Origin of the sequence: Psychrobacter sp. UBA3480, assembly GCF_002377945.1 — a bacterium.
Classification (GTDB): Bacteria; Pseudomonadota; Gammaproteobacteria; order Pseudomonadales; family Moraxellaceae; genus Psychrobacter.
In genome coordinates, this window is sequence record NZ_DFQV01000020.1 from 255,412 (window position 1) to 275,795 (window position 20,384).

The window sequence follows — 20,384 nt, forward strand, 5'->3', positions numbered from 1 at the left end:
GATGATGTTTATCTGTACTCTGTCGATGATTTGCAGCATGTGATTGCAGGTAATATCGAGCAGCGTCGCCAAGCCGCAGTAGATGCTGAACTGCTAGTGAGCCAATTGGTGGTTGAGATAGACCGTCGCTTTCAGGTTCGCCAAGTTGGCAAAGACATTCAGCAGTATCGTGCGTGTACTCAAGGTCAAGTCGATAAGCTGCTGCATGAGTCTATTGCTAAGCTGCAACAAGACGATGTCAGTCCAGAAGATATCATCACTGAGCTGTCACGACGTTTGACCCAAACATTGACCCATGCACCATCGAAACTGATGCGCAAAGCCGCACGCGAAGGCGATAGTGAGTTGCTAGACTTCGTGGTATCAGGATTGCAAGATGCTCATCGTGGGCATTGATGTTTTCATTGGGTCTTTATAAATCAAAACTTATCAACCAATACCTACCAATAAATGTTCGATAGCGCAAGTCATATCGCTGCCTGAGCGTATCGTTGTCAACCTTCAGTATCAGTGCTAATATCAAGCTCTCATGGATGGCTTAGGTCAAGATATGTGCTGGTGTTTGCTCGTAATATGACTATAAATATATTAACTTCACGTTAGTAGACCTCATCAGTGTTCGTTGTTTTTTATTTGTTTAAAAATCATGCATCTTTAGACAGTGCAAGACCTCACCATCAAAAATAATAGCATTTGATTATAGTGCTATCTAATCCATGTCGCATATTATCTAACCATACACTAGGAGTGTTCAATGCCTGCATTACGTCAAGATATCGATCCAAACGGCTTATTAGAGTATTCAGTGGTTTACACCGATCGCGCGCTGAACCATATGTCAAAAGCCTTTCAGCAAGTGATGAACGACCTATCTAGTGACCTAAAATCTGTGTATAACGCTGACGCAGTGGTGATCGTTCCTGGTTCTGGTACTTATGGTATGGAAGCAGTCGCTCGTCAGTTGGCAAATGATGAAGACTGCCTAATCATTCGTAATGGTTGGTTCAGCTATCGTTGGACACAAATCCTAGAAAAAGGCAAAATCGCCAAGTCATCTACAGTCCTCACGGCCAATCGTGCTGATGATAGTGAGTCGCCAAAGCCGTTTGCCCCAGTCGATATCGACGTTGCCGTAGCCAAAATCAAAGAAGAAAAGCCAGCAGTGGTATTTGCCCCGCATGTCGAAACCTCATCGGGTATTATCTTGTCAGATGACTATATCAAAGCGTTGAGCGAAGCTGTGCATAGCGTTGGCGGATTATTAGTCATTGATTGCATCGCCTCAGGCTGTGTATGGCTAGATATGAAATCATTGGGTATCGATGTACTGATTAGCGCACCGCAAAAAGGCTGGAGCAGTACGCCGGGCGCTGGCTTGGTCATGCTAAGCGATGCTGCTGTCAAAAAAGTAGACAGTACTGAATCTGATAGTTTTAGTATCGACCTAAAACAATGGTTAAACATCATGCGTGCTTACGAAAATGGCGGTCATGCGTACCATGCGACTATGCCGACAGACAGCTTACGTCAGTTCCGTGATGCCGTGAATGAAGCCAAAGCAATCGGTTTTGATAAATTGTGTGACGCGCAATGGGCACTTGGCAAACGTATCCGCGAAGTACTAGAAGCCAAGGGCGTTGAGAGCGTTGCTGCAGAAGGTTTTAAAGCACCTGGCGTTGTCGTCTCTTATACTGATCGTGATGACATGCATAAAGGTAGCGCGTTTGCTGAAATCGGAGTGCAAATCGCTGCTGGCGTACCATTGAAAGTGGGCGAGCCTGATAATTTCAAAACTTTCCGTTTGGGTCTATTTGGCTTGGATAAATTGACTGATATCGATGGCACAGTAGAGCGTTTTGAAACGGCACTCGATAAAGTGCTGAGCCAGTAAAGATACCAATTAAGAGGGCTGATAAAGATATTAATAGGATAGCTTATTAAGTCTTTTTCACTGCCCTTTTTAAAGCCTTTACAGTATAGTCCTAACAGTTATAAAAAATACTGAACCATTAGTGTCATGCTAGGTTCAGTATTTTTTTACCTTTTTATTATATTTTATAATATAATGTATTTTTATAAATTAATACTCAAGTACGTATTTAATAAACTTAATTAGGTAGTCCGTTATGAGCATACAAATAGACTGGCAAGCATTTACGCCGATCTCCTTGGTAGGAGGTCTAATGCTAGGCGTAGCGACGGTTATCTTACTGCTGGGTATCGGCCGTATAGCAGGTATCAGTGGCATCTTTTCAAGCCTACTAAAGCCCAAGCGTGTAGAGATGTGGCAAGTGCTATTTATACTGGGTCTGATCATCTCACCATTGCTATATCAGTTGGCAAGACCACTACCTGAGGTAGCTATCAGTAGCTCTTTGCCATTATTGATTGGTGCAGGGTTACTGGTCGGCTTTGGCACGCGTTTAGGTTCTGGATGCACCAGTGGGCATGGTATCTGTGGTAATGCACGGCTGTCTCCACGGTCATTGGCAGCAACCGTTACCTTTATGCTGTTTGGGATTGTGACCGTTTATATCGGTCGTCACGTACTAGGCCTGCTATAGCGAATTCATGGCAGATTGCCAGATGAAGACTGATAGTCGGGCTAACGCGTGAACGACATACGATGATTAATGAAAGATAATAATAGCGAGATACGACGATGCTAAAAAATATAATCGGATTGCTAGCAGGACTGCTGTTTGGACTGGGACTATTGGTATCAGGTATGACCGATCCTGTAAAGGTACAAGGGTTTTTGGATGTATTTGGCGCGTGGGATATCTCCCTTGCACTGGTGATGGGTGGTGGCCTGATAGTGGCATTTTTCGGTGTGCGATTAGCAAAGCGTCAACAGAGCAGTTGGATTGGCACACCAATTGATATGCCGAGCAAAACTGTCATTAACAAAAAATTGCTTATCGGTGCGATGTTGTTCGGTATCGGCTGGGGGCTAGTTGGTATTTGCCCAGGACCTGGAATTGTGTTACTTGGTACGGGCCAGTGGCAAGCCTATGTGTTTATTCCAGCTATGGTTATAGGAATGCTGGTTTATCAATGGCTTGAGCCTAAGCTTGGCTGATATAGTTAGTTCTCTATAATTTGGACACGGTGTCAGCCTCGCTTAGTCTACTATTTGTAGTACTTTCACTTGGCTTCCTTGTCTCCAAATTATATTGAACCAACTATAGTATAAATAGGCTAGCATTCGAAAAAAGGTCAGTCACTTATACGTGATTGACCTTTTTTATGAATATTAATTTGTGACAGGATTTAATATATTGTCAGATCATTTAGCACTGGCGGTTACTTTTGGCGTTTCGTGTGCCAATGATTTAGCCGCTTGGCGTAGCTCAAACTTTTGAACTTTACCGGTACTGGTCTTAGGTATTTCTGCAAAGACAATATATTTCGGCACTTTAAAACCTGCTAGGTGCTGACTACAATGCTCCATCACCGTATCACGTTGCAGCGTGCTACCGGCGTGAATCTCGATAAAGGCGACGGGCACTTCGCCCCATTTATCATTTGGTGCGGCGACGACGGCACAGCTCTCAATCGCAGGTAGTTTATACAAGACGTTTTCTACCTCAATACTAGAGATGTTCTCACCGCCTGAAATGATGATATCTTTTAGTCTGTCCATAATTTTGATATAGCCATCAGGGTATTTAACACCCAGATCACCCGTGCGGAACCAGCCATCAGCGAATGCCTCTTCGGTAGCTTTGCGGCTTTTTAGATAGCCTTTCATCACCATATTGCCACGTAGCGCCAGCTCACCCATCTCTTCTCCGTCAGCGGCGACTGGCTCGGTAGTACCTTGTTTAAATACCTCAAACCCTGCCATCAAGTGAGAAGTCATACCTTGACGTGATTTCTTTTGGGCGCGTGTGGCCACATCAAGCTCATTCCATTCTTCCTGCTCAGCGCAGACCGTCACTGGCCCATATACTTCAGTGAGACCGTAGACATGCGAAATATGAAAACCCATTGCTTCCATCGCAGCCAGCATGGTTTCAGATGGCGGTGCACCCGCGACCCAACCTTTGACCGTATGGGTGATAGCTTCTTTATACTCTGGTTTGCCGCCTGCAATCATATTGTGCACGACTGGTGCAGAGCAATAATGGCTAACTTGATGCTTGGCAATCAGCTGCAATATCAAATCAGCATCAATTTTTCGCAAGCATACATTGACCCCAGCACGCTCGGCGACGGTCCACGGAAAGCACCAACCGTTGCAGTGAAACAGTGGCAGCGTCCATAGATACATCGGGTGTTTTGGCATGTCCCAATCTAAAATATTAGAAATAGCATTGAGAGTTGCGCCGCGGTGGTGATAGACCACACCTTTGGGCTTGCCTGTCGTACCAGAGGTATAGTTCAGCGCAATGGCATCCCATTCATCTGTCGGAATCTCCCAGTTATCCAAACTGTCTGAGCTGGCTACCAATGCTTCATAACTCATGAGCCCAAAACGCTGGACATCGACTGCCTTGTCCGTTGAGTGAATGACGATTAAGTCTGGAAAAGTCTCATCGATGATCTCGGCGTGCTCAGCAAATTCGCTATCTAAAATTAAAACCTTCGCTTCGGAATGCTGCAAACAAAAGGTAAGCGCATTGATATCGAGTCGGGTGTTGAGGGTACAGAGGACACCGCCTGACATCGGCACACCAAAGGCGCATTCGACCATTGCTGGCGTGTTTGGCAGCATCACGGCTACGGTGTCATTCTTATCGATACCCAATTTGCGCAGGCCGTCAGCCAGTTGACGACAGCGAGTATAGGTCTGTTGCCACGTCTGAGTGAGGTTGTTGTGTTCTAGGTCATCATAAATGATGGCAGTCTTATTAGGGTAAACTTGCGCGCTGCGAATGATAAAATCAATAGGGGTAAGTGGTTGATGATTGGCGGCATTTTTGCCGAGACCTGTATGGAAATCTGTCATGATGATAGTCCTTTATCGTATTTCTATAATGCGTCAGTACATTAACGTTAGTATATTATTTAGTACAGTAATCTAGCATAGAAATTATAGGTATAAGTCGATATTTATCGATTTATACCTTAGTCTAATTTTTAGGTGACATTAAGCCAACGGTATATAATCTACCTCAAAAGTTGACTGGGTTTTGTGGTGTTTGCTTAACCATATGCCACAGTACCGCCTGATACACCGTCCCGCTCGTTATAGCAATTAATATAGTGCTCACTCATCAGTCGCTTGTCTGCATAGCTGACAATAATCGCGGTGTGTTACGATATCGAAGATGCTAAACCCCTTAGGCCCACTAATTCTAAAAAGCCGTTTTTAAGAAGTAGCCTCATAAACTATTCATAAGGAAAATGATATGTCTGCCAGCCATAGTGCCAATACGATCCAAACCGCTAGCACCAATGAACACTATCCGCATTTATTTGAGCCGCTAGATTTGGGCTTTACTACGCTAAAAAACCGTATGGTTATGGGCTCGATGCATACTGGGCTTGAAGACCGTTTTTATAATTATGGCAAGCTGGCGGCGTATTTTGCAGAACGTGCCAAGGGCGGCGTGGCAATGATGATTACTGGCGGTATCTCGCCCAATCGTGAAGGTTGGTTGTTGCCTGCTGGCGGAACGATGAATACCAAAGCTGACGTTATCAATCACCAGCGCGTCACCCGTGCTGTGCATAAGCACGACAGCAAAATCATCATGCAGATATTACATAGTGGTCGCTATGGCTATCATCCTTTTACCGTATCATCTAGCCCGATTAAGTCACCAATCTCACCATTTAAACCTCGTAAGATGAGCATCAAAAACATCGAGCAGACGGTGAAAGATTATGCTCGTTCAGCCAAACTTGCCAAGCAAGCAGGCTATGATGGCGTCGAAATCATGGGCTCTGAAGGTTATCTACTCAACCAGTTTTTATCAAGCCATGTGAATAAGCGTAAAGACATCTACGGTGGTGATATTCATGGACGTATGAAGTTCGCTGTCGACGTGGTCAAAGCGGTACGCGAGGCGACTGGCGAAGACTTTATTATTCTATTCCGCCTATCAGTGATTGATTTGGTCAAAGACGGTAACGTCATGGATGAAGTCATCACCGTGGCCAAAGCGTTAGAAGAAGCGGGCGTGACCATCATGAACACTGGCATCGGCTGGCATGAAGCGCGTGTGCCGACTATCGTGACGAGCGTGCCACGAGCCGCTTTCGTTGATTTTACCGCGGAAATCAAAAAGCATATTAGTATCCCGATGATGGCGGCTAACCGTATCAACATGCCAGAAACAGCAGAAGAAATCGTTGCGACTGGTCAAGCTGACATGATTCAAATGGCACGTCCATTCTTGGCTGATGCGCATTGGGTCAATAAAGCCAAAAATGGACAGACAGATCGCATTAACACTTGTATCGCCTGTAACCAAGCCTGCCTCGACCACACATTTGAAAACAAACGCTCGACTTGTTTGGTCAATCCGCAAGCCTGTTATGAGACTGAACTGGTCTATAAGAAAACCAAAAAACCGAAGAAAGTCGCCGTCATCGGTGGCGGTGTTGCTGGTATGTCAGCCGCTCATGTGGCCGCTTTACGTGGTCATGACGTAACTCTGTTTGAAGCAAAAGACGTGCTTGGCGGGCAGTTTAACTACGCCAAAGTCATCCCTGGTAAAGAAGAGTTCTTTGAGACTATTCGCTACTATATCAATGAGCTTGAGCATTTGGGTGTTGAGATTAAACTGAATACCAAAGTCGATAAGGAAATGCTTGAAAAAGCTAAGTTCCATCATGTCATCGTAGCAACGGGTGTCGTACCGAGAAGTCTAGAAGGTAAGCTAGAAGGGGCTGAGCTGCCACAAGTAATGAGCTATGCTGAGCTGCTGTCTGGCGAAAAAGCAGTGGGTAATACAGTAGCGGTCATCGGTGCTGGTGGTATCGGCTTTGATGTCAGTGAATATCTGACGGCTAATCATGGTAAGTCGCTGGATGAGATCGGCCCTGAGGGACTAAAAGATCCAAGCTATCGCCCTGAGCCACAGTCTATCAGCGAGTGGCGCGAAGAATGGGGTGTGACCAATGATACTGACTATCAAAGTGATGGCGGTCTGGTCAGACCACATGCGATCAAGCCGATTCGCCAAGTGTATTTAATGCAGCGTAGCAAAGGCCGTCTAGGCAGTGGTCTGAACAAAACCTCAGGCTGGGTACATCGTGCGCATATCAAATCGCACGGCGTGATCCAAGTCGCTGGCGTACAATATGACAAAATTACCAACGAAGGTATCTGGGTGACTAACCCACAAGGTCAAAGCCAGTTATTACGCGTTGATAGCGTCGTTGTCTGTGCTGGTCAAGAGTCAGTCGTTGAGCTGATGCCAAACGTTGGTGACGCGCCAGACGCGCAATATCATTTGATTGGCGGTGCTAAGCTAGCAGCTGAACTAGATGCCAAACGTGCGATTCGTGATGGTGCTGAAGTCGCTGCTCAGATCTAAACTCTTTAGCATGAATGTTAAATCATGGACGGTGAGGGGATATCTCTTGCCGTCCTTTTTTATTTGGAATGAAAATTTGACTTATTAAATTGGATATTCAGTTCAGCTTATGTTTATTTCGAGAGAATCGAGAGGTGTTGTTTACTTACTCACGCTCTAATACAATACCGTCAAAATACCCTCGCATACCACAATGCAGTCTTCTATAGTGATCATCCATATCTCTTAATAATAATTGAGTCTGGCCTTTATAAGTTGCTGGATATAAACGCAGCTCAACGTTTTTATCTGGCTGATCATCGTTGACGACCCAGTGATTTTCTGACCATATGGCTTTACTCTCTCCCAAATCGCAGGTATGAGCATTGGTAAAAATCAAAACGCCATCGATAATAGAAAGATAAGGTTTATTAGCGACACTATGAATCGATACCGTGTTTTTTGCCTCTCCCGTATCTTCCCAGCGCTGAGTATCTGAATTGTATAGTGAGATTTGAGAGGTTTGAGAAAACTTACCAAAGGCACTTTTACTCGGTAAATCAGAAGGACTTAACTCATCTGAAAAATTCCAAGCCACACCGTAATTGGTTTGCTCTTCGATATACTCTTTATACTCACGTATCAGACATTCTTCACTTTTACAGGTATTACGCTGAAACGTAAGCCATGTGCGTTGATTCGCAATGGACCTATTTTTAAAGGCTTTGCTGTCTTCATAGTCAGAAGAGGTGGCAAGATTGCTTTTATATTTCTTCGCCATTGCGTCATCAAGCTTAGAAAGCTCAGGGCTGTCACAGACGGTTTTTTCTACCCAACTAGCCGCTTTGTTGCAATCAAAACTTGCTGAATTGGCATAAGTGGAGAGTAGGCAAGTGCCTAAAATACCGATTGTAGTGATGCATAACTTTTTCATATTACCCTCATTTTTTAGAGCTTGATTGTATTTTAAGAACGCTATAACTGTGATATACGTGTCATCATCACTATCTGCAAAAAACGAATCAGTCCATCCATCCTAGCCCAACTAACCAGCCTCACTCATTTACCAACTGCCAATATTTTCCATCGAAATCCAAGGCTCAATAGGTTCTAAGTCTTCGCCATTTTGTAGCAGCTCAATTGAGATGTTATTAGGGTCTTTAACAAAAGCCATATGGCCATCTCTAGGCGGTCTTAATATCTCGATCCCTGCCTGTATAAAGGTGTCGCACTGTGCGTATATGTTGTCGACTCTAAAGGCAAAGTGCCCAAAATTATCGCCATTGGTATATTCTCTTTCATCCCAGTTGTGTGTCACCTCAATCTCTGGCGCACCCTCATGCGTTGCTAAAAAATATAAGCTGAATCTGCCTGATTCAGAGTCTTTCTTTCTTAGCAGTTGTAAGCCCATAAGGTCACAATAGAAAAATAACGTTTCTTCTAGTTTGTTGGTTCTAATCATTGCATGTAAGTACTTCATGAAAATACCTTAATATTGATTATTCATAAAAAATGGAGTAATGGTAGGGTGCTTTTTATGCATCATTAATATACAAAATCTCAGATGGCGTATGTATGGTATCAATACCGTTAATTACATAAAGCGCATTTGTGTCAGTAACTTTTTATCAAGCAGTGCAAGCAGCACACTCTATAATACTTGCTAGATTAAATCTGACGTCGCAAAATCTTAACCTTCCATCTCGCCAACCAACCACTGCTCAAAATCACCCACCTGAGCTGCCAATTCAGGTTGCGCTTTTGCTAACTTATCGAGTTTAGCTTGAATCTCTTTCTTGTTATATCTAATACCAGTTAATGTCTCTTTAAGTAGGTCAATAAGCTCAACATTTAGCGCATCAGAGAAGATGACAACTTCGGTGATCATTGCCTGCTTCACATCCATATGTACATCCATCATGCCCCAATCAAAGCGTGTCTCGACATGATGAGTAAACTCAGGCGTTTTACCAAAGCGCCAATCCCAATCTGCCATTTGCTGATAGTAAGCGTTTAGCGTGGGTTGCTTAGCAAGGCTAGCTTCATCTAATTGCTCAACCTGTGCACTCTCTCCATGATATTCACAGAACGCTTCGATAATCGCATCAGACAATGTCTCGTGATTGATAGTCTCATTAAAATCTACCAAGTTTGCCACGCGAGCGCGCACAGATTTGATGCCTTTTGCTTTAAGTTTTAGGGGATGCGGGTTTAGATAGTCGCCAAGTTTTTGCATATTGGCATTGACTAGCAATGTGCCATGATGAAAGCTGCGATCGGCGGCATGTCTAAATGCGCTGCCCGATATTTTGCGGTCGCCGACCTGCATATCGTTACGACCAGACAGCGTGGCGTCTATGCCGAGTTTCTTAAGCGCATTGATGATGATGGTGAAGTTTGCTTCTTGATCGTAAGCATCACTAGGCGATAAAAAGGTAAAGTTGGTGTTACCCAAGTCATGGAATACTGCGCCGCCGCCGCTCTGACGCCGCGCTAAAAATACATCGTCTGCTTCCATCTTATCGGTTTTGCACTCTACCCATGGATTTTGTGAGCGTCCAATAACCACGGTCTCAGAGTTACGCCATAAAAATAGAGTATGTGAGTCGGGGTTAAGCGTATTAAATATCCAATCCTCGGTGGCAAGATTAAACCAAGGATTGGTCACAGCAGATTTTAGGATGCGCAGTTTCATGTATTTGACTCTTTAATAAACTGGGTTGGTGAGTAGGTTTTATAAATAGGTAGCATCATTCTTACTGATGCAAGCTTGTAATTCAATGGCTGTCTAACAGGGAGGTTGATTTTATCAGTGGCTTTGACAGTGGTGAAGACGTTGAGCATATAGAGAAAACGGTGAGAAAATTTTATAGAAGAGGGCGCTAAGGTTGATGCTTCAGTTTTTAGCGGGCGGCAATAAAAGCCAAGCAAAACGCTCAGCTTTATTGCACTATGAATTGCCAGAGTACTTTGTTCTATTTAGCACAAATCTCCCACTGCGATTTTGTACTAAGATAACATTGCATAACTGCTTTACCAGACTGCGCATAGGCATCACTGACGATACGCTGATTGGTTGGCAGACGATATCTGATGATCGCTGGCTCGTCATTGACGGTGGTCGTCCATCCAGTCACTTCATTACGGTCATTATAGTTTGCACTGGTAGAGGTTGCCATTTTGCCAAATCCTGGCAGGTTATAGGAGACCTGTCTAAAACTATAACTCATCGCTGCACCCTCAGCGCCCTCATACTGACAGTTTAGCTTTTTTTGCAGTTTATCTTGTTTATAAACATAGCAAGTGGTCTCATCTGAGAACTGACCAACCCCGCAAAAACCTGCCGTTGCAACTGACATCATACCGACAAATAACGCTATCCTTTTCATAATCATTCCTCAATAATTTATAAATCCTACTAATGATGTTTGCCATCTATTTTTTGTATGGCCAAATACTAACCAATACCTTTTAGATAGTAGAAAATTAGTAAACAAATATCAACTAATATATTTAAGTAAAACCTGAACTGATGTATTAAAGCTACTTCTATCATTAGCATTATTAAGAGTAGCTGTTATAAGGTAGTGATATAAGCAGGATTTACTATGACCGTGAATCTATTTTTGTAGATATTGAATGGATGACTTACTTAAGGATGACTTTCGAGTTCTTTAGTATGTAAATAGAAAAGCGCTGGAATAAGCTAAAGTATAGGAAATATAGGATAAGCGCTGCTTGCTATATGCTGCTTAATAAAAAGAATTTGTCCAAATTTATAAATTATTAAGAGGTGAAAACCTTAAAACTGTGATAAAAAAATTAATAAACGGATAAAAACTCACTATAAATTTTATAAAAAATTACCCATCAAACAATTAAAAAGTTATCATCATGAGTTTTTAATCACATGATAGTTTTTACAACGCATCAGATGCTTATGACCGACACGAGTTGGCAAAAGCAGTCTAAGCGCTTAATAGGATTACCCAATGACCAACCGTGACCTCATCATCTTTGTGACGCTCTCTTTTATGTGGTCACTCTCCTTCGTTTTTTATCGTATCGGCGTGCCCGAGTTTGGCTCATTGGCATTCGCCAGTTTGCGTGTGATATTCGCCGGATTAGTCATGTTGGTCTTTGTATTATTAAATAAGAAAAACAGAGTCGGTATTAAGGAGCATTGGAAAATGCTAGCACTCGTCGGCTTGTTTTCGGCAGCGCTACCTTTTGTGTTGTTCTCGTTTTCCGCGCAGTCAGTGAACGCAGGCGTGCTAGCCGTGCTAAATGCTTCTGTACCGATGATGAGTGGTTTTATCGCCAGAGTCTTCTTTAAAGATAGGCTATCGAAAAAACAAGCACTCGGTTTGGTCATCGGAGTGATTGGGGTAATCATACTGATGAGCGAAAGCTTATTTGGCGGAGGTGAGCCAGGCAAAGGATTGGTCGAAGGGCTACTACCAATGGGTTACGCGCTACTAGCCTGTGTGGGTTATGCGCTTGGGGCCAACATTACCAAGAACTATCTGTACGAAGTATCGCCAGTCGCTATCACCGCAGGCTCGCTCATTATCGGTAGTATCATTATGCTGCCTGTAGCCTTTAATGAGTTCCCTTATGGTAAAGATATCAGCATAAAGGCATGGGTTTCGGTGATCTGTATTGGTGTGTTTTCAACCGCCATTGCCCTTATTTTTATGAATCAGTTGATCAAAAATATTGGGCCAACGCGCGCCACCAGTATTACTTTAGTCATCCCAATTTTTGCCATTATTTTAGGGTATCTATTACTTGGCGAGGCGCTAAATATACAAGCTATCATTGGTTCGATTGTGATATTGATCGGCACATATTTGTCATTAGAGCTGTCAATTAAGAAAATGCTAAAGCCAAAAGACAAGACCCAGACGAACAGTATTTAAGGCTTAGTAAACAGTCTTCGTAGTAAACAGATACGAAGATTTGTATAGGTGAATATTGTTGTATCTGTTTGTAAATATTGCTTGGAATAATGAAATCTATCCCCTATAAATGTAGGCGCTAAACGTAGTTTTACTAATGATATTATAAGTTTTTCTAAACAGCATTCGATAATAATCAGTATGAATGATGGTTGCTATAACTAAAGATCATAAATAGCGACAATAACCAATAGGACAGATTATGGCACACGATATTTTATTTGAGCCTGTAAAAATGGGCACACAAACGCTAAAAAACCGCATTATGATGGCCCCACTGACACGTCTGCGTGCCGTTGAGCCAGGCGATGTCCCTATCACATGGGCAGCAGAGTACTACTCTCAGCGTGCAGGGGCGGGCCTTGTCATCACTGAGGCAACGCAAGTATCGTTTCAAGCAAAAGGCTATGCAGGCGCACCAGGGCTACATACTCAAGATCAAGTCACTGCATGGAAAGCCATCGTTGACAATGTCCATGCCAAAGGTGGCAAGATCGTCGTCCAGCTATGGCACACAGGACTTGTCTCACATGAAAGCGTACAACCTGAACGCCGTGCGCCAATTTCAGCCTCAGATGTCGATGTAGGTATCCGTACCTCATTGCGTGATAGTGACAACCAAGCCATTCGCGCGGATGCCACGCCGCCGCGCCCAGCCAGTCTTGATGAGATTCAGCAAGTGGTTACTGACTTTGCGCATGCAACCAAGTGCGCGCAGGAAGCGGGGTTTGATGGTATTGAGATTCATGGCGCGCATGGTTATTTGCTGCATCAGTTTTGGGCCGAGCATACCAATCAGCGTGACGATGAATACGGTGGCAGCCGCGAAAACCGCGCGCGTCTGACCTTAGATGTTATCGATGCATGTGTGGATGCTTGGGATGCAGATCATATTGGTATTCGTATCTCGCCACTGGGCACATTCAACAATGTTGAGGGAGGCTACGAAGAAGACGATAACATTTGGCTGATTGAACAAATCAATAAGCGTGGTCTAATGTATTTGCATCTGTCAGAGCCAGATTGGGCAGGTGGTACGCCGTATAGCGATGAGTTCCGTCAGCGTGTCCGTGATGCGTTCGATCAGACCATCATCGCGGCGGGTGGCTATGATGCGGACAAAGCTGAGAAGAACATCAAAGCAGGCTATATCGATGCGGTAGCATTCGGTCGTGATTATATTGCCAACCCTGATCTCGCTGAACGTATTCAAGAGGGCGCACCGCTCAACGAGCAGCATCCAGAGAGCTTCTATGGTGGCGGTGCTGAAGGTTACACCGACTATCCATTTTTAGACCAAGCGTAATAGTTAGATTTTTAACTAAATAACGCAACATAAAAAAGCCGTTTAACTAGCAATAGTTGAGCGGCTTTTTTTATGCTTAGACTTTAATTATTTGCCGAAAATGCCTATTTGATAATCACGAAAGGTTTGTCTTAGTTCTTCTTGGGTATTCATGACAAAGGGACCGTGACCTGCGACCGGTTCGCCGATTGGCTCGCCGCTTAGCAGTAGCAATTTGATAGGTGTGTCTTCATCGGTAGTTGCAGGGTAGGTCAATTCGATAGTATCAGTAGCAGGTAATGATGAATGTTCAGATTCAGTGCCTACATGAGCTTGGATAGGCGCTGAAAATTCTATCAAACTACCTGCACTGACGGCTGTACCGTTGACCAATACTTGACCTTCTTGTACCAGCAGTAGGGTATTGTGTGTCTTCGGTACTTTTAGCATGGTTGTACCTGCTGTATGTAGCTCGATATCCCACATATTGACAGGCGTAAATGTCGTTGCGGCACCCGTTATTCCATGCCAGTCACCGGCAATAATGGCAGCTTGACCGATGACAGTTTGCTCGTCGCTATTGTCTATCAGATCAACGATAGGCATGTCAGCACGTTTGATAGATTGATATTTGGGGTCGGTCAGTTTGTGGGCGCTTGGCAAGTTGACCCATAACTGCACCATACTAAAGACGCCGCCACGTTGCCCAAAGGCTTCAGAGTGGAACTCTTCGTGTAGAATGCCGCGACCAGCAGTCATCCACTGTACATCACCTTCTAAAATATCGCCGCGCCCACCGGTCGAGTCTGCATGGCTAATCTCACCTGAATAAGCGATGGTTACGGTCTCAAAACCTTTGTGTGGGTGCAGTCCAACACCATGTGGTTGCAGCTTATAATCAGGATTGGGTGAAAAAGTCGTGGGCTTACCGTAGTCAAATAATAAAAAAGGATCGGTATGGCTATAGTTGAAATCAGGATTATTATCGAGATGATTGATTAGGGTTTTTACAAAAAACCCGTCACCTACCCAATGCGGCTTTTTATCACCATGAATATGCTTGATTGAACGCATGGATTACCTCATAAGTCTAAGTGGCATTGCTATCAATAGGATGAATGCCTTACGTTAATTCTACTATGAAAATAGACTTATGTTGTGTTTATTCTCATTGCTCTCTAATATCACTGTCTAAAACCATTCAACTATCATCAAACATACTGTCAGCCATTATCTGAGTAATAGTCAATTATTCAAATGCTGACAGTCATTAAGGCTATTATTGTCGCTATAAATAGGGAAGCTATTAAGGTGATTAAACGACTTCACCACTGACAAAACCACTGGCCCAAGCCCATTGAAAATTATAGCCGCCAAGCCAGCCAGTCACATCGAGTACCTCACCGATAAAGTACAAGCCATCTTGCAAGTTGCTTTGCATCGTTTTGGAGGATACTTCATCGGTTGTGACGCCGCCACGTGTGACCTCAGCAGTGCGGTAACCTTCTGTACCAGAGGGCTTGAGTTGCCAGCCATTAAGCGTAGTACCAAGTTCTGTGAGTCGCTCGTCTTTGATATTGGCAAGTTCTGTATCTTTGATGTCTTCCCACAGATGCGTCTGTAACGCTGCCAATAGCTTCTTGGGTAGCGCATTGTCCGTGTTTTCTGCCAATACGGTACGAATCAGTTGGCGCGGATGTGATTTTTTGCGAGCAAGTAAAAGTTCAGTGACATCTATCTCAGGCAACAGATTGATACTGATGGTTTCGCCAGTCTGCCAATAGTTGGATAGCTGTAGCATGGCAGGGCCAGAGAGACCGCGATGGGTAAATAGGACGGGTAATTTAAAAGAGATACGCTCGTTACTGGCAATAACTGGCAGACTGATACCAGCCAAAGCACGGATAAGCTCGCCTGTTTTATCAGTGAAAGTAAACGGCACAAGACTGGCATCAGTAGGCACGAGCGTATGCCCAAACTGCTGCGCCAACTCATAGCCGATACCACTTGCTCCCATGGTTGGGATAGATAGGCCACCAGTAGCGACAACTAAAGACTCACAGCTATAGCGTGTTTGCGCGGACTGAGTGCCGCTCGCGATGTCTTTTTTACCAAGCTTTTTGCTCGTCGTTAGATAAAAGCGTTCGCCTTTATCATGAGCAGTAGTTTTGACATGATCAATTTGAGCATTAAGCTTTACTTGTACGCCTACGGCCGCGCATTCATCTAACAGCATAGACAAGATGTCTTGTGCGGAGTCGTCACAGAACAGCTGACCATGCTCGCGCTCATGGTAGGCAATCTTATGCGACTCTACCATGCCGATAAACTCCCAACTCGGATAGCGACTCAGTGCAGATTTGCAGAAGTGGGGATTGGCACCGATAAAATGCTCAGGCTCCACAAAGTAATTGGTGAAGTTGCAGCGACCACCACCCGACATCAAAATCTTTTTGCCAGCTTTATTGGCATGATCCAACACCAAGACACGGCGGCCGCGGCGACCAGCAGTCAGTGCACAATACAATCCTGAAGCACCAGCGCCGATGATAATGACGTCATAGTGGTTATCCGTAGATTTTTTGGCTGACGATGGATTACCCGCTGATGAATTGCTTGGCTTAACTGGCTTTGCTTGTTTTGGCATTTGACTCATGATGATGACTTATAGAATAGGTTTGGATAGACGATATAAAGTAGCTAATTATACCATGGCAATAATGGCGGTGTTTTTAGGTGAGTAATATAAATAGCTTTTGCCGCTTGCTATAAATCATTGAATAACTTTGATTTTTCTATAGACAATAATTCATGGTTGGTATAATGTGAATATATGAATATTATTCGCTACTACTGCTGCCATATTGATTGCTTACTAAAACGCTAGTCGTTTTGATACAAAGAAAATGAATTTCTTTACAAGTAGTTGATGAAAAAGTCAGTCGATTGAACCGCTTATTCAAACATTGTCACGGATGATAATGTTAAGACAAAAGGGACTTTATGGATATCCTACAACTGCTCATTAGTGGGATTGCTAATGGTTGTATCTATGGGCTGTTAGCGCTGGGTTTTGTACTTATTTACAAAGCCTCAGAAGCGGTCAATTTCGCCCAAGGCGACATGCTTATGCTCGGTGCCTTTTTGGGCATATCTTTCATCAATGCCGATCAGGCAAACCTTCCCTTCTTATTAGGTATCACCTTTGCTGCTGTGATCATGGGTGCATTTGGCTACTTACTCGATCGCTTTATCCTACGTGGTATTTTTGGTCAGCCGCAATTTGCGATGGTTATCCTTACCATCTCGCTTGGTTTCTTAATGCGCTTTGTCGCTGGTGTCATCTGGGGACATAGCCCAGTCTCATTACAGGCACCGTTTTCAGGCAAGATGTTGGCATTAGGCTCGCTGAGTATCGCTTATGTCGACATTATTATTATCATATCTACTATCGCATTAACCTCTATTTTGTACTTCTTTTTTGCCCATACGCGGCTTGGTATTGCGATGCAAGCCAGTAGTCAAAACCAGATGGCAGCCTACTATATGGGTATTCCCGTCAAGCGGGTCAACGGTATCGTTTGGGCATTGTCAGGGGTGGTTGCCGCACTTGCCGGCATACTATTTGCGGCCAAAGGCGCGATTGAACCCTCTGTCGGATTACTATTCGGTATCAAAGCCTTTGCTGCTGCGGTAATCGGTGGATTAGGCTCCTTGCCTGGTGCGCTGGCAGGCGGATTGCTAGTAGGGGTGATAGAGCCTTTTGCTGGGCGTTATCTACCGCTAGGTCTTAGTCAAATTGCGCCTTATGTGGTTATGCTGATCGTACTAATCGTGCGTCCGGGCGGTATTTTTTCTCAGGTCAAACAGAAAAAAGTATAGAAGCTTTGATCCAAGGAAGCTTTGATTCAAGGATGACAAAGCGGCCTCCAAAACTTTTCAAGGATGAGTACTGCCCATGAAAGCTCAGTTTAAACACAGCTATGATCAAGATATCAATATCTTCGATGACAAAAGCCAACTTATAAAGTATGGCGTGCTCCTCTTGCTACTATTAATGGCGCCTTGGTTGTTGAGCAACTATTACATCAGTGAGCTTAGCGCCATATTGATTTGGTCTATCTCTGGACTGGGTCTGATGCTCTTGACGGGGCACACTGGACAGGTCAGCTTAGGGCATGCTGCCTTTATGGCGATAGGAGCATTTAGCCATATGGCACTGATGGCTCGAGGGTGGAATTTTTTCCCTGCTTTGGTTGCCTGTGCACTCATCACTGGGGTTATCGGTGCGATCATCGCCAGACCAATCTTAAGAACCAGCGGCATCTACTTAGCCATCGCAACCTTAGCACTTAGTATTATCGTCGAGGACATCGCTATCGTAGCTGAGCCTATTACGGGCGGTATCTCTGGCACCTTTGCTTCTCCTATCAATCTGTTTGGTTACACCATCGATCGCTACATCACGCCAAAAGCATTTTATTACTTATGCCTCGCGCTCGTGGTGCTAGTTACCTTAGGGTATATCAACTTACTCAGAAGTGGCACAGGACGATCGTTCTTAGCCATCAGAGACAGCGAAGTATCCGCCCGCGCGCTTGGCGTCAATGTACCGCAAGCCAAAACACTAGCGTTCAGCATATCTTGCGCGATTACCGCTGTTGGCGGCGCTATGTACGGGCATTTTGTGCAAGCGGTCAATTATGAGAGCTTCACCGTTATCATCTCCATCACTATCCTCCTGCAGATTGTCATCGGTGGTTTAGGCTCCATACATGGTGCGTTTTTTGGTGCTGTCGTCGTTGTCTTATTGCCACAAGTGATTGCTATCTTAGGCGATATGGTTGGTCAAGGTGCGGGCTCTAGTATCACCAGTATTCCTGGTATTGATACAGCGCTGTTTGCCTTAGTCATTGTCATCATGATCATCTATGAGCCACGCGGTATATACGGCATTTGGATCAAGATACGGACTTGGTTTCAGATGTTTCCGTTATATCGAAAAGGACTATTTCGCCGTTCTAAAACTTATCTTAAAACGGAGCGTATGCGATGAGCTTATTAAAAGTTGACTCCTTATCTATTGCGTTCGGTGGCGTCAAAGCTGTTGATGATATTAGCTTTGAGGTAAACGAGGGCGAGGTATTTACTATCGTAGGACCTAATGGTGCTGGTAAATCTACGATTTTTAACTTAATCAGTCGCTTGTACGAGCCGCTTAGTGGTCGTATTACTTTTGATGGCACTGATATTACCAAGCTACCTGCTCACGATATCGCAAAATTGGGTATTGCCCGTACGTTTCAAAACATTGAGTTATTTGATCACTCAAGCGTGTTACAAAACCTACTTATCGGCCGCCATTCACAACGCAATACGTCATGGATACAGGACTTATTGTTTTTGCCAAAGGTGCGCCGTAGCGAGCGCGAGCATCGTTTGCAAGTTGAAAAAATCATAGATTTTTTAGAGTTAGCGCCTTATCGAGATAAGTTGATTGCAGGTTTGCCTTACGGTATTAGAAAGGTGGTTGAGATTGCGCGTGCATTAGCTGCTAACCCCAAGCTTATTTTGCTCGATGAGCCGGCATCAGGCCTTAGCGTAGAGGAGACGTCCGAGATGGCATGGTGGATCGAAGATATGCAAAAAGATCTTGGTTTGACTATCTTGATGGTAGAGCATGACATGAGTCTTGTAAATCGGGTGTCAGATCGAGTACTGGCCGTCGCTGAAGGTAAGTTTTTGGCTCAGGGTACAGCAGCTGAGGTGCAAGCCAATCCACAGGTCATTGAAGCCTATCTTGGACAGGAGAGTGTGTAATGTCATCTATCAAAAAATCACTATCCTCTGCCGCGCCAGCTACTGAAATGAATTTGGTCGACTCTGAAGTAAAGAACAATGTGCTTGAGGTGCGAAATCTAGAATCCGCTTATGGTCCAGTGATGGCATTAAGAGGCGTGAGTCTAGAGGTGCCGGAAGGCAAAGTGGTCACGATTTTGGGCGCTAACGGTGCGGGTAAAACAACGTTAATGAAAACCATCTCGGGGGTTATCAATCCTCGCAAGGGCGCAGTATGGTTCCACGGAGAGCGTATCGATGGTACCGAGCCTGATCGCTTAGTCAAAAAAGGACTGTCGCACGTACCCGAAGGGCGCGAAGTGTTTCCCTTTTTGAATGTCGCCGAAAACTTAGCGATGGGCGCTTATACTCGGCGTGACAAGTCTGAGATACAGCGTGATGTCGAGATGATATATGAGTATTTTCCTATTCTAAAAGATCGCCGTACACAAGCAGCTGGCACGATGTCTGGTGGTCAACAGCAGATGCTCGCTATCGGTCGAGGGCTAATGTCAAGACCCTCTCTTATGCTACTCGATGAGCCGTCTCTTGGGCTGTCTCCATTATTGGTACAGGAGATATTTGCCATTATTCGACGATTAAATAAAGAGCAAGGTGTAACGATTTTGCTAGTTGAACAAAATGCCAGAGTTGCCTTGGCAGCAGCGGATTACGGTTACGTGTTAGAAACAGGGCGTATTGTCATGGCAGGCTCAGCGGACAAACTGATGCACTCTGATGATATTAAAGAGTTCTATTTGGGACAAACCAAAGACAACACTGCGGAAGCCACTCGGTGGAAACGCAAAAAGACTTGGCGATAATAAT

At 44.3% G+C, this 20,384-nt stretch carries 17 protein-coding genes and 1 pseudogene; 11 read left to right on the plus strand and 7 right to left on the minus strand.

Going from position 1 to position 20,384, the window contains the following annotated elements; translation table 11 throughout:
• From B2863_RS08395 to B2863_RS08410, 4 genes and pseudogenes are all read left to right on the plus strand, one after another.
• A pseudogene (locus tag B2863_RS08395) lies at window positions 1-396 on the plus strand (glutamyl-tRNA reductase); the annotation flags it as partial.
• A gap of 358 nt (window positions 397-754) precedes the next feature.
• A complete protein-coding gene (locus B2863_RS08400; protein ID WP_296209240.1) occupies window positions 755-1,891 on the plus strand; it encodes an aminotransferase class V-fold PLP-dependent enzyme in 1,137 nt (378 codons plus the stop codon).
• A gap of 235 nt (window positions 1,892-2,126) precedes the next feature.
• A complete protein-coding gene (locus B2863_RS08405) occupies window positions 2,127-2,564 on the plus strand; it encodes a YeeE/YedE family protein (protein WP_296209242.1) in 438 nt (145 codons plus the stop codon).
• Between the two features lie 98 nt (window positions 2,565-2,662).
• Complete coding sequence (locus B2863_RS08410) at window positions 2,663-3,082, plus strand: DUF6691 family protein (protein ID WP_296209244.1); 420 nt, start codon at window positions 2,663-2,665, stop codon at window positions 3,080-3,082.
• A 207-nt stretch (window positions 3,083-3,289) separates the two neighbouring features.
• Here B2863_RS08410 and B2863_RS08415 read toward each other — a convergent pair whose 3' ends face one another.
• Entirely contained in the window at window positions 3,290-4,954 is a 1,665-nt protein-coding gene (locus B2863_RS08415; RefSeq protein ID WP_296209247.1) for an AMP-binding protein, read from the minus strand.
• A gap of 403 nt (window positions 4,955-5,357) precedes the next feature.
• Here B2863_RS08415 and B2863_RS08420 point away from each other — a divergent pair, with 403 nt between their 5' ends.
• The gene (locus tag B2863_RS08420; RefSeq protein ID WP_296209248.1) at window positions 5,358-7,493 is read left to right on the plus strand and encodes an NADPH-dependent 2,4-dienoyl-CoA reductase; all 2,136 of its coding nucleotides are present in this window, start codon (window positions 5,358-5,360) and stop codon (window positions 7,491-7,493) included.
• A 145-nt stretch (window positions 7,494-7,638) separates the two neighbouring features.
• On the opposite strand, the gene B2863_RS08425 is transcribed toward B2863_RS08420, so the two are convergent.
• From B2863_RS08425 to B2863_RS08440, 4 genes are all read right to left on the minus strand, one after another.
• Window positions 7,639-8,406: a lysozyme inhibitor LprI family protein gene (locus B2863_RS08425; protein WP_296209250.1), complete on the minus strand. Its 768-nt coding sequence runs from the start codon at window positions 8,404-8,406 to the stop codon at window positions 7,639-7,641.
• Between the two features lie 129 nt (window positions 8,407-8,535).
• Window positions 8,536-8,952 carry a VOC family protein gene (locus B2863_RS08430; RefSeq protein ID WP_191114585.1) on the minus strand — a complete coding sequence of 139 codons (417 nt, stop codon included), beginning with the start codon at window positions 8,950-8,952 and terminating at the stop codon, window positions 8,536-8,538.
• 210 nt (window positions 8,953-9,162) lie between these two features.
• Window positions 9,163-10,167, minus strand: a complete 1,005-nt coding sequence (locus B2863_RS08435; RefSeq protein WP_296209254.1) for a lipoate--protein ligase — start codon at window positions 10,165-10,167, stop codon at window positions 9,163-9,165.
• A 280-nt stretch (window positions 10,168-10,447) separates the two neighbouring features.
• Complete coding sequence (locus B2863_RS08440; protein WP_102094644.1) at window positions 10,448-10,861, minus strand: hypothetical protein; 414 nt, start codon at window positions 10,859-10,861, stop codon at window positions 10,448-10,450.
• 603 nt (window positions 10,862-11,464) lie between these two features.
• Between B2863_RS08440 and B2863_RS08445 the strand changes: the two genes are divergently transcribed.
• Both B2863_RS08445 and B2863_RS08450 read left to right on the plus strand, forming a co-directional pair.
• Window positions 11,465-12,394: a DMT family transporter gene (locus B2863_RS08445; RefSeq protein WP_101205127.1), complete on the plus strand. Its 930-nt coding sequence runs from the start codon at window positions 11,465-11,467 to the stop codon at window positions 12,392-12,394.
• 241 nt (window positions 12,395-12,635) lie between these two features.
• Window positions 12,636-13,739 (plus strand): alkene reductase, encoded by a 1,104-nt coding sequence (locus tag B2863_RS08450; protein ID WP_296209259.1) that lies wholly within the window; start codon window positions 12,636-12,638, stop codon window positions 13,737-13,739.
• An 87-nt stretch (window positions 13,740-13,826) separates the two neighbouring features.
• On the opposite strand, the gene B2863_RS08455 is transcribed toward B2863_RS08450, so the two are convergent.
• Both B2863_RS08455 and B2863_RS08460 read right to left on the minus strand, forming a co-directional pair.
• A complete protein-coding gene (locus B2863_RS08455) occupies window positions 13,827-14,792 on the minus strand; it encodes a pirin family protein (RefSeq protein ID WP_296209262.1) in 966 nt (321 codons plus the stop codon).
• A gap of 241 nt (window positions 14,793-15,033) precedes the next feature.
• Complete coding sequence (locus B2863_RS08460; RefSeq protein WP_296209265.1) at window positions 15,034-16,374, minus strand: NAD(P)/FAD-dependent oxidoreductase; 1,341 nt, start codon at window positions 16,372-16,374, stop codon at window positions 15,034-15,036.
• 347 nt (window positions 16,375-16,721) lie between these two features.
• Here B2863_RS08460 and B2863_RS08465 point away from each other — a divergent pair, with 347 nt between their 5' ends.
• The 4 genes from B2863_RS08465 (at window position 16,722) to B2863_RS08480 (ending at window position 20,380) form a co-directional block, all read left to right on the plus strand.
• Window positions 16,722-17,600 carry a branched-chain amino acid ABC transporter permease gene (locus B2863_RS08465; protein WP_296209267.1) on the plus strand — a complete coding sequence of 293 codons (879 nt, stop codon included), beginning with the start codon at window positions 16,722-16,724 and terminating at the stop codon, window positions 17,598-17,600.
• Window positions 17,601-17,676: 76 nt separating this feature from the next.
• Window positions 17,677-18,774: a branched-chain amino acid ABC transporter permease gene (locus B2863_RS08470; RefSeq protein ID WP_296209270.1), complete on the plus strand. Its 1,098-nt coding sequence runs from the start codon at window positions 17,677-17,679 to the stop codon at window positions 18,772-18,774.
• Window positions 18,771-19,538 (plus strand): ABC transporter ATP-binding protein, encoded by a 768-nt coding sequence (locus B2863_RS08475; RefSeq protein ID WP_296209273.1) that lies wholly within the window; start codon window positions 18,771-18,773, stop codon window positions 19,536-19,538. Before B2863_RS08470 ends, B2863_RS08475 begins: the two co-directional genes overlap by 4 nt.
• A 47-nt stretch (window positions 19,539-19,585) precedes the next feature.
• Window positions 19,586-20,380 carry an ABC transporter ATP-binding protein gene (locus B2863_RS08480; protein ID WP_037032897.1) on the plus strand — a complete coding sequence of 265 codons (795 nt, stop codon included), beginning with the start codon at window positions 19,586-19,588 and terminating at the stop codon, window positions 20,378-20,380.
• Window positions 20,381-20,384 lie beyond the last annotated feature (4 nt).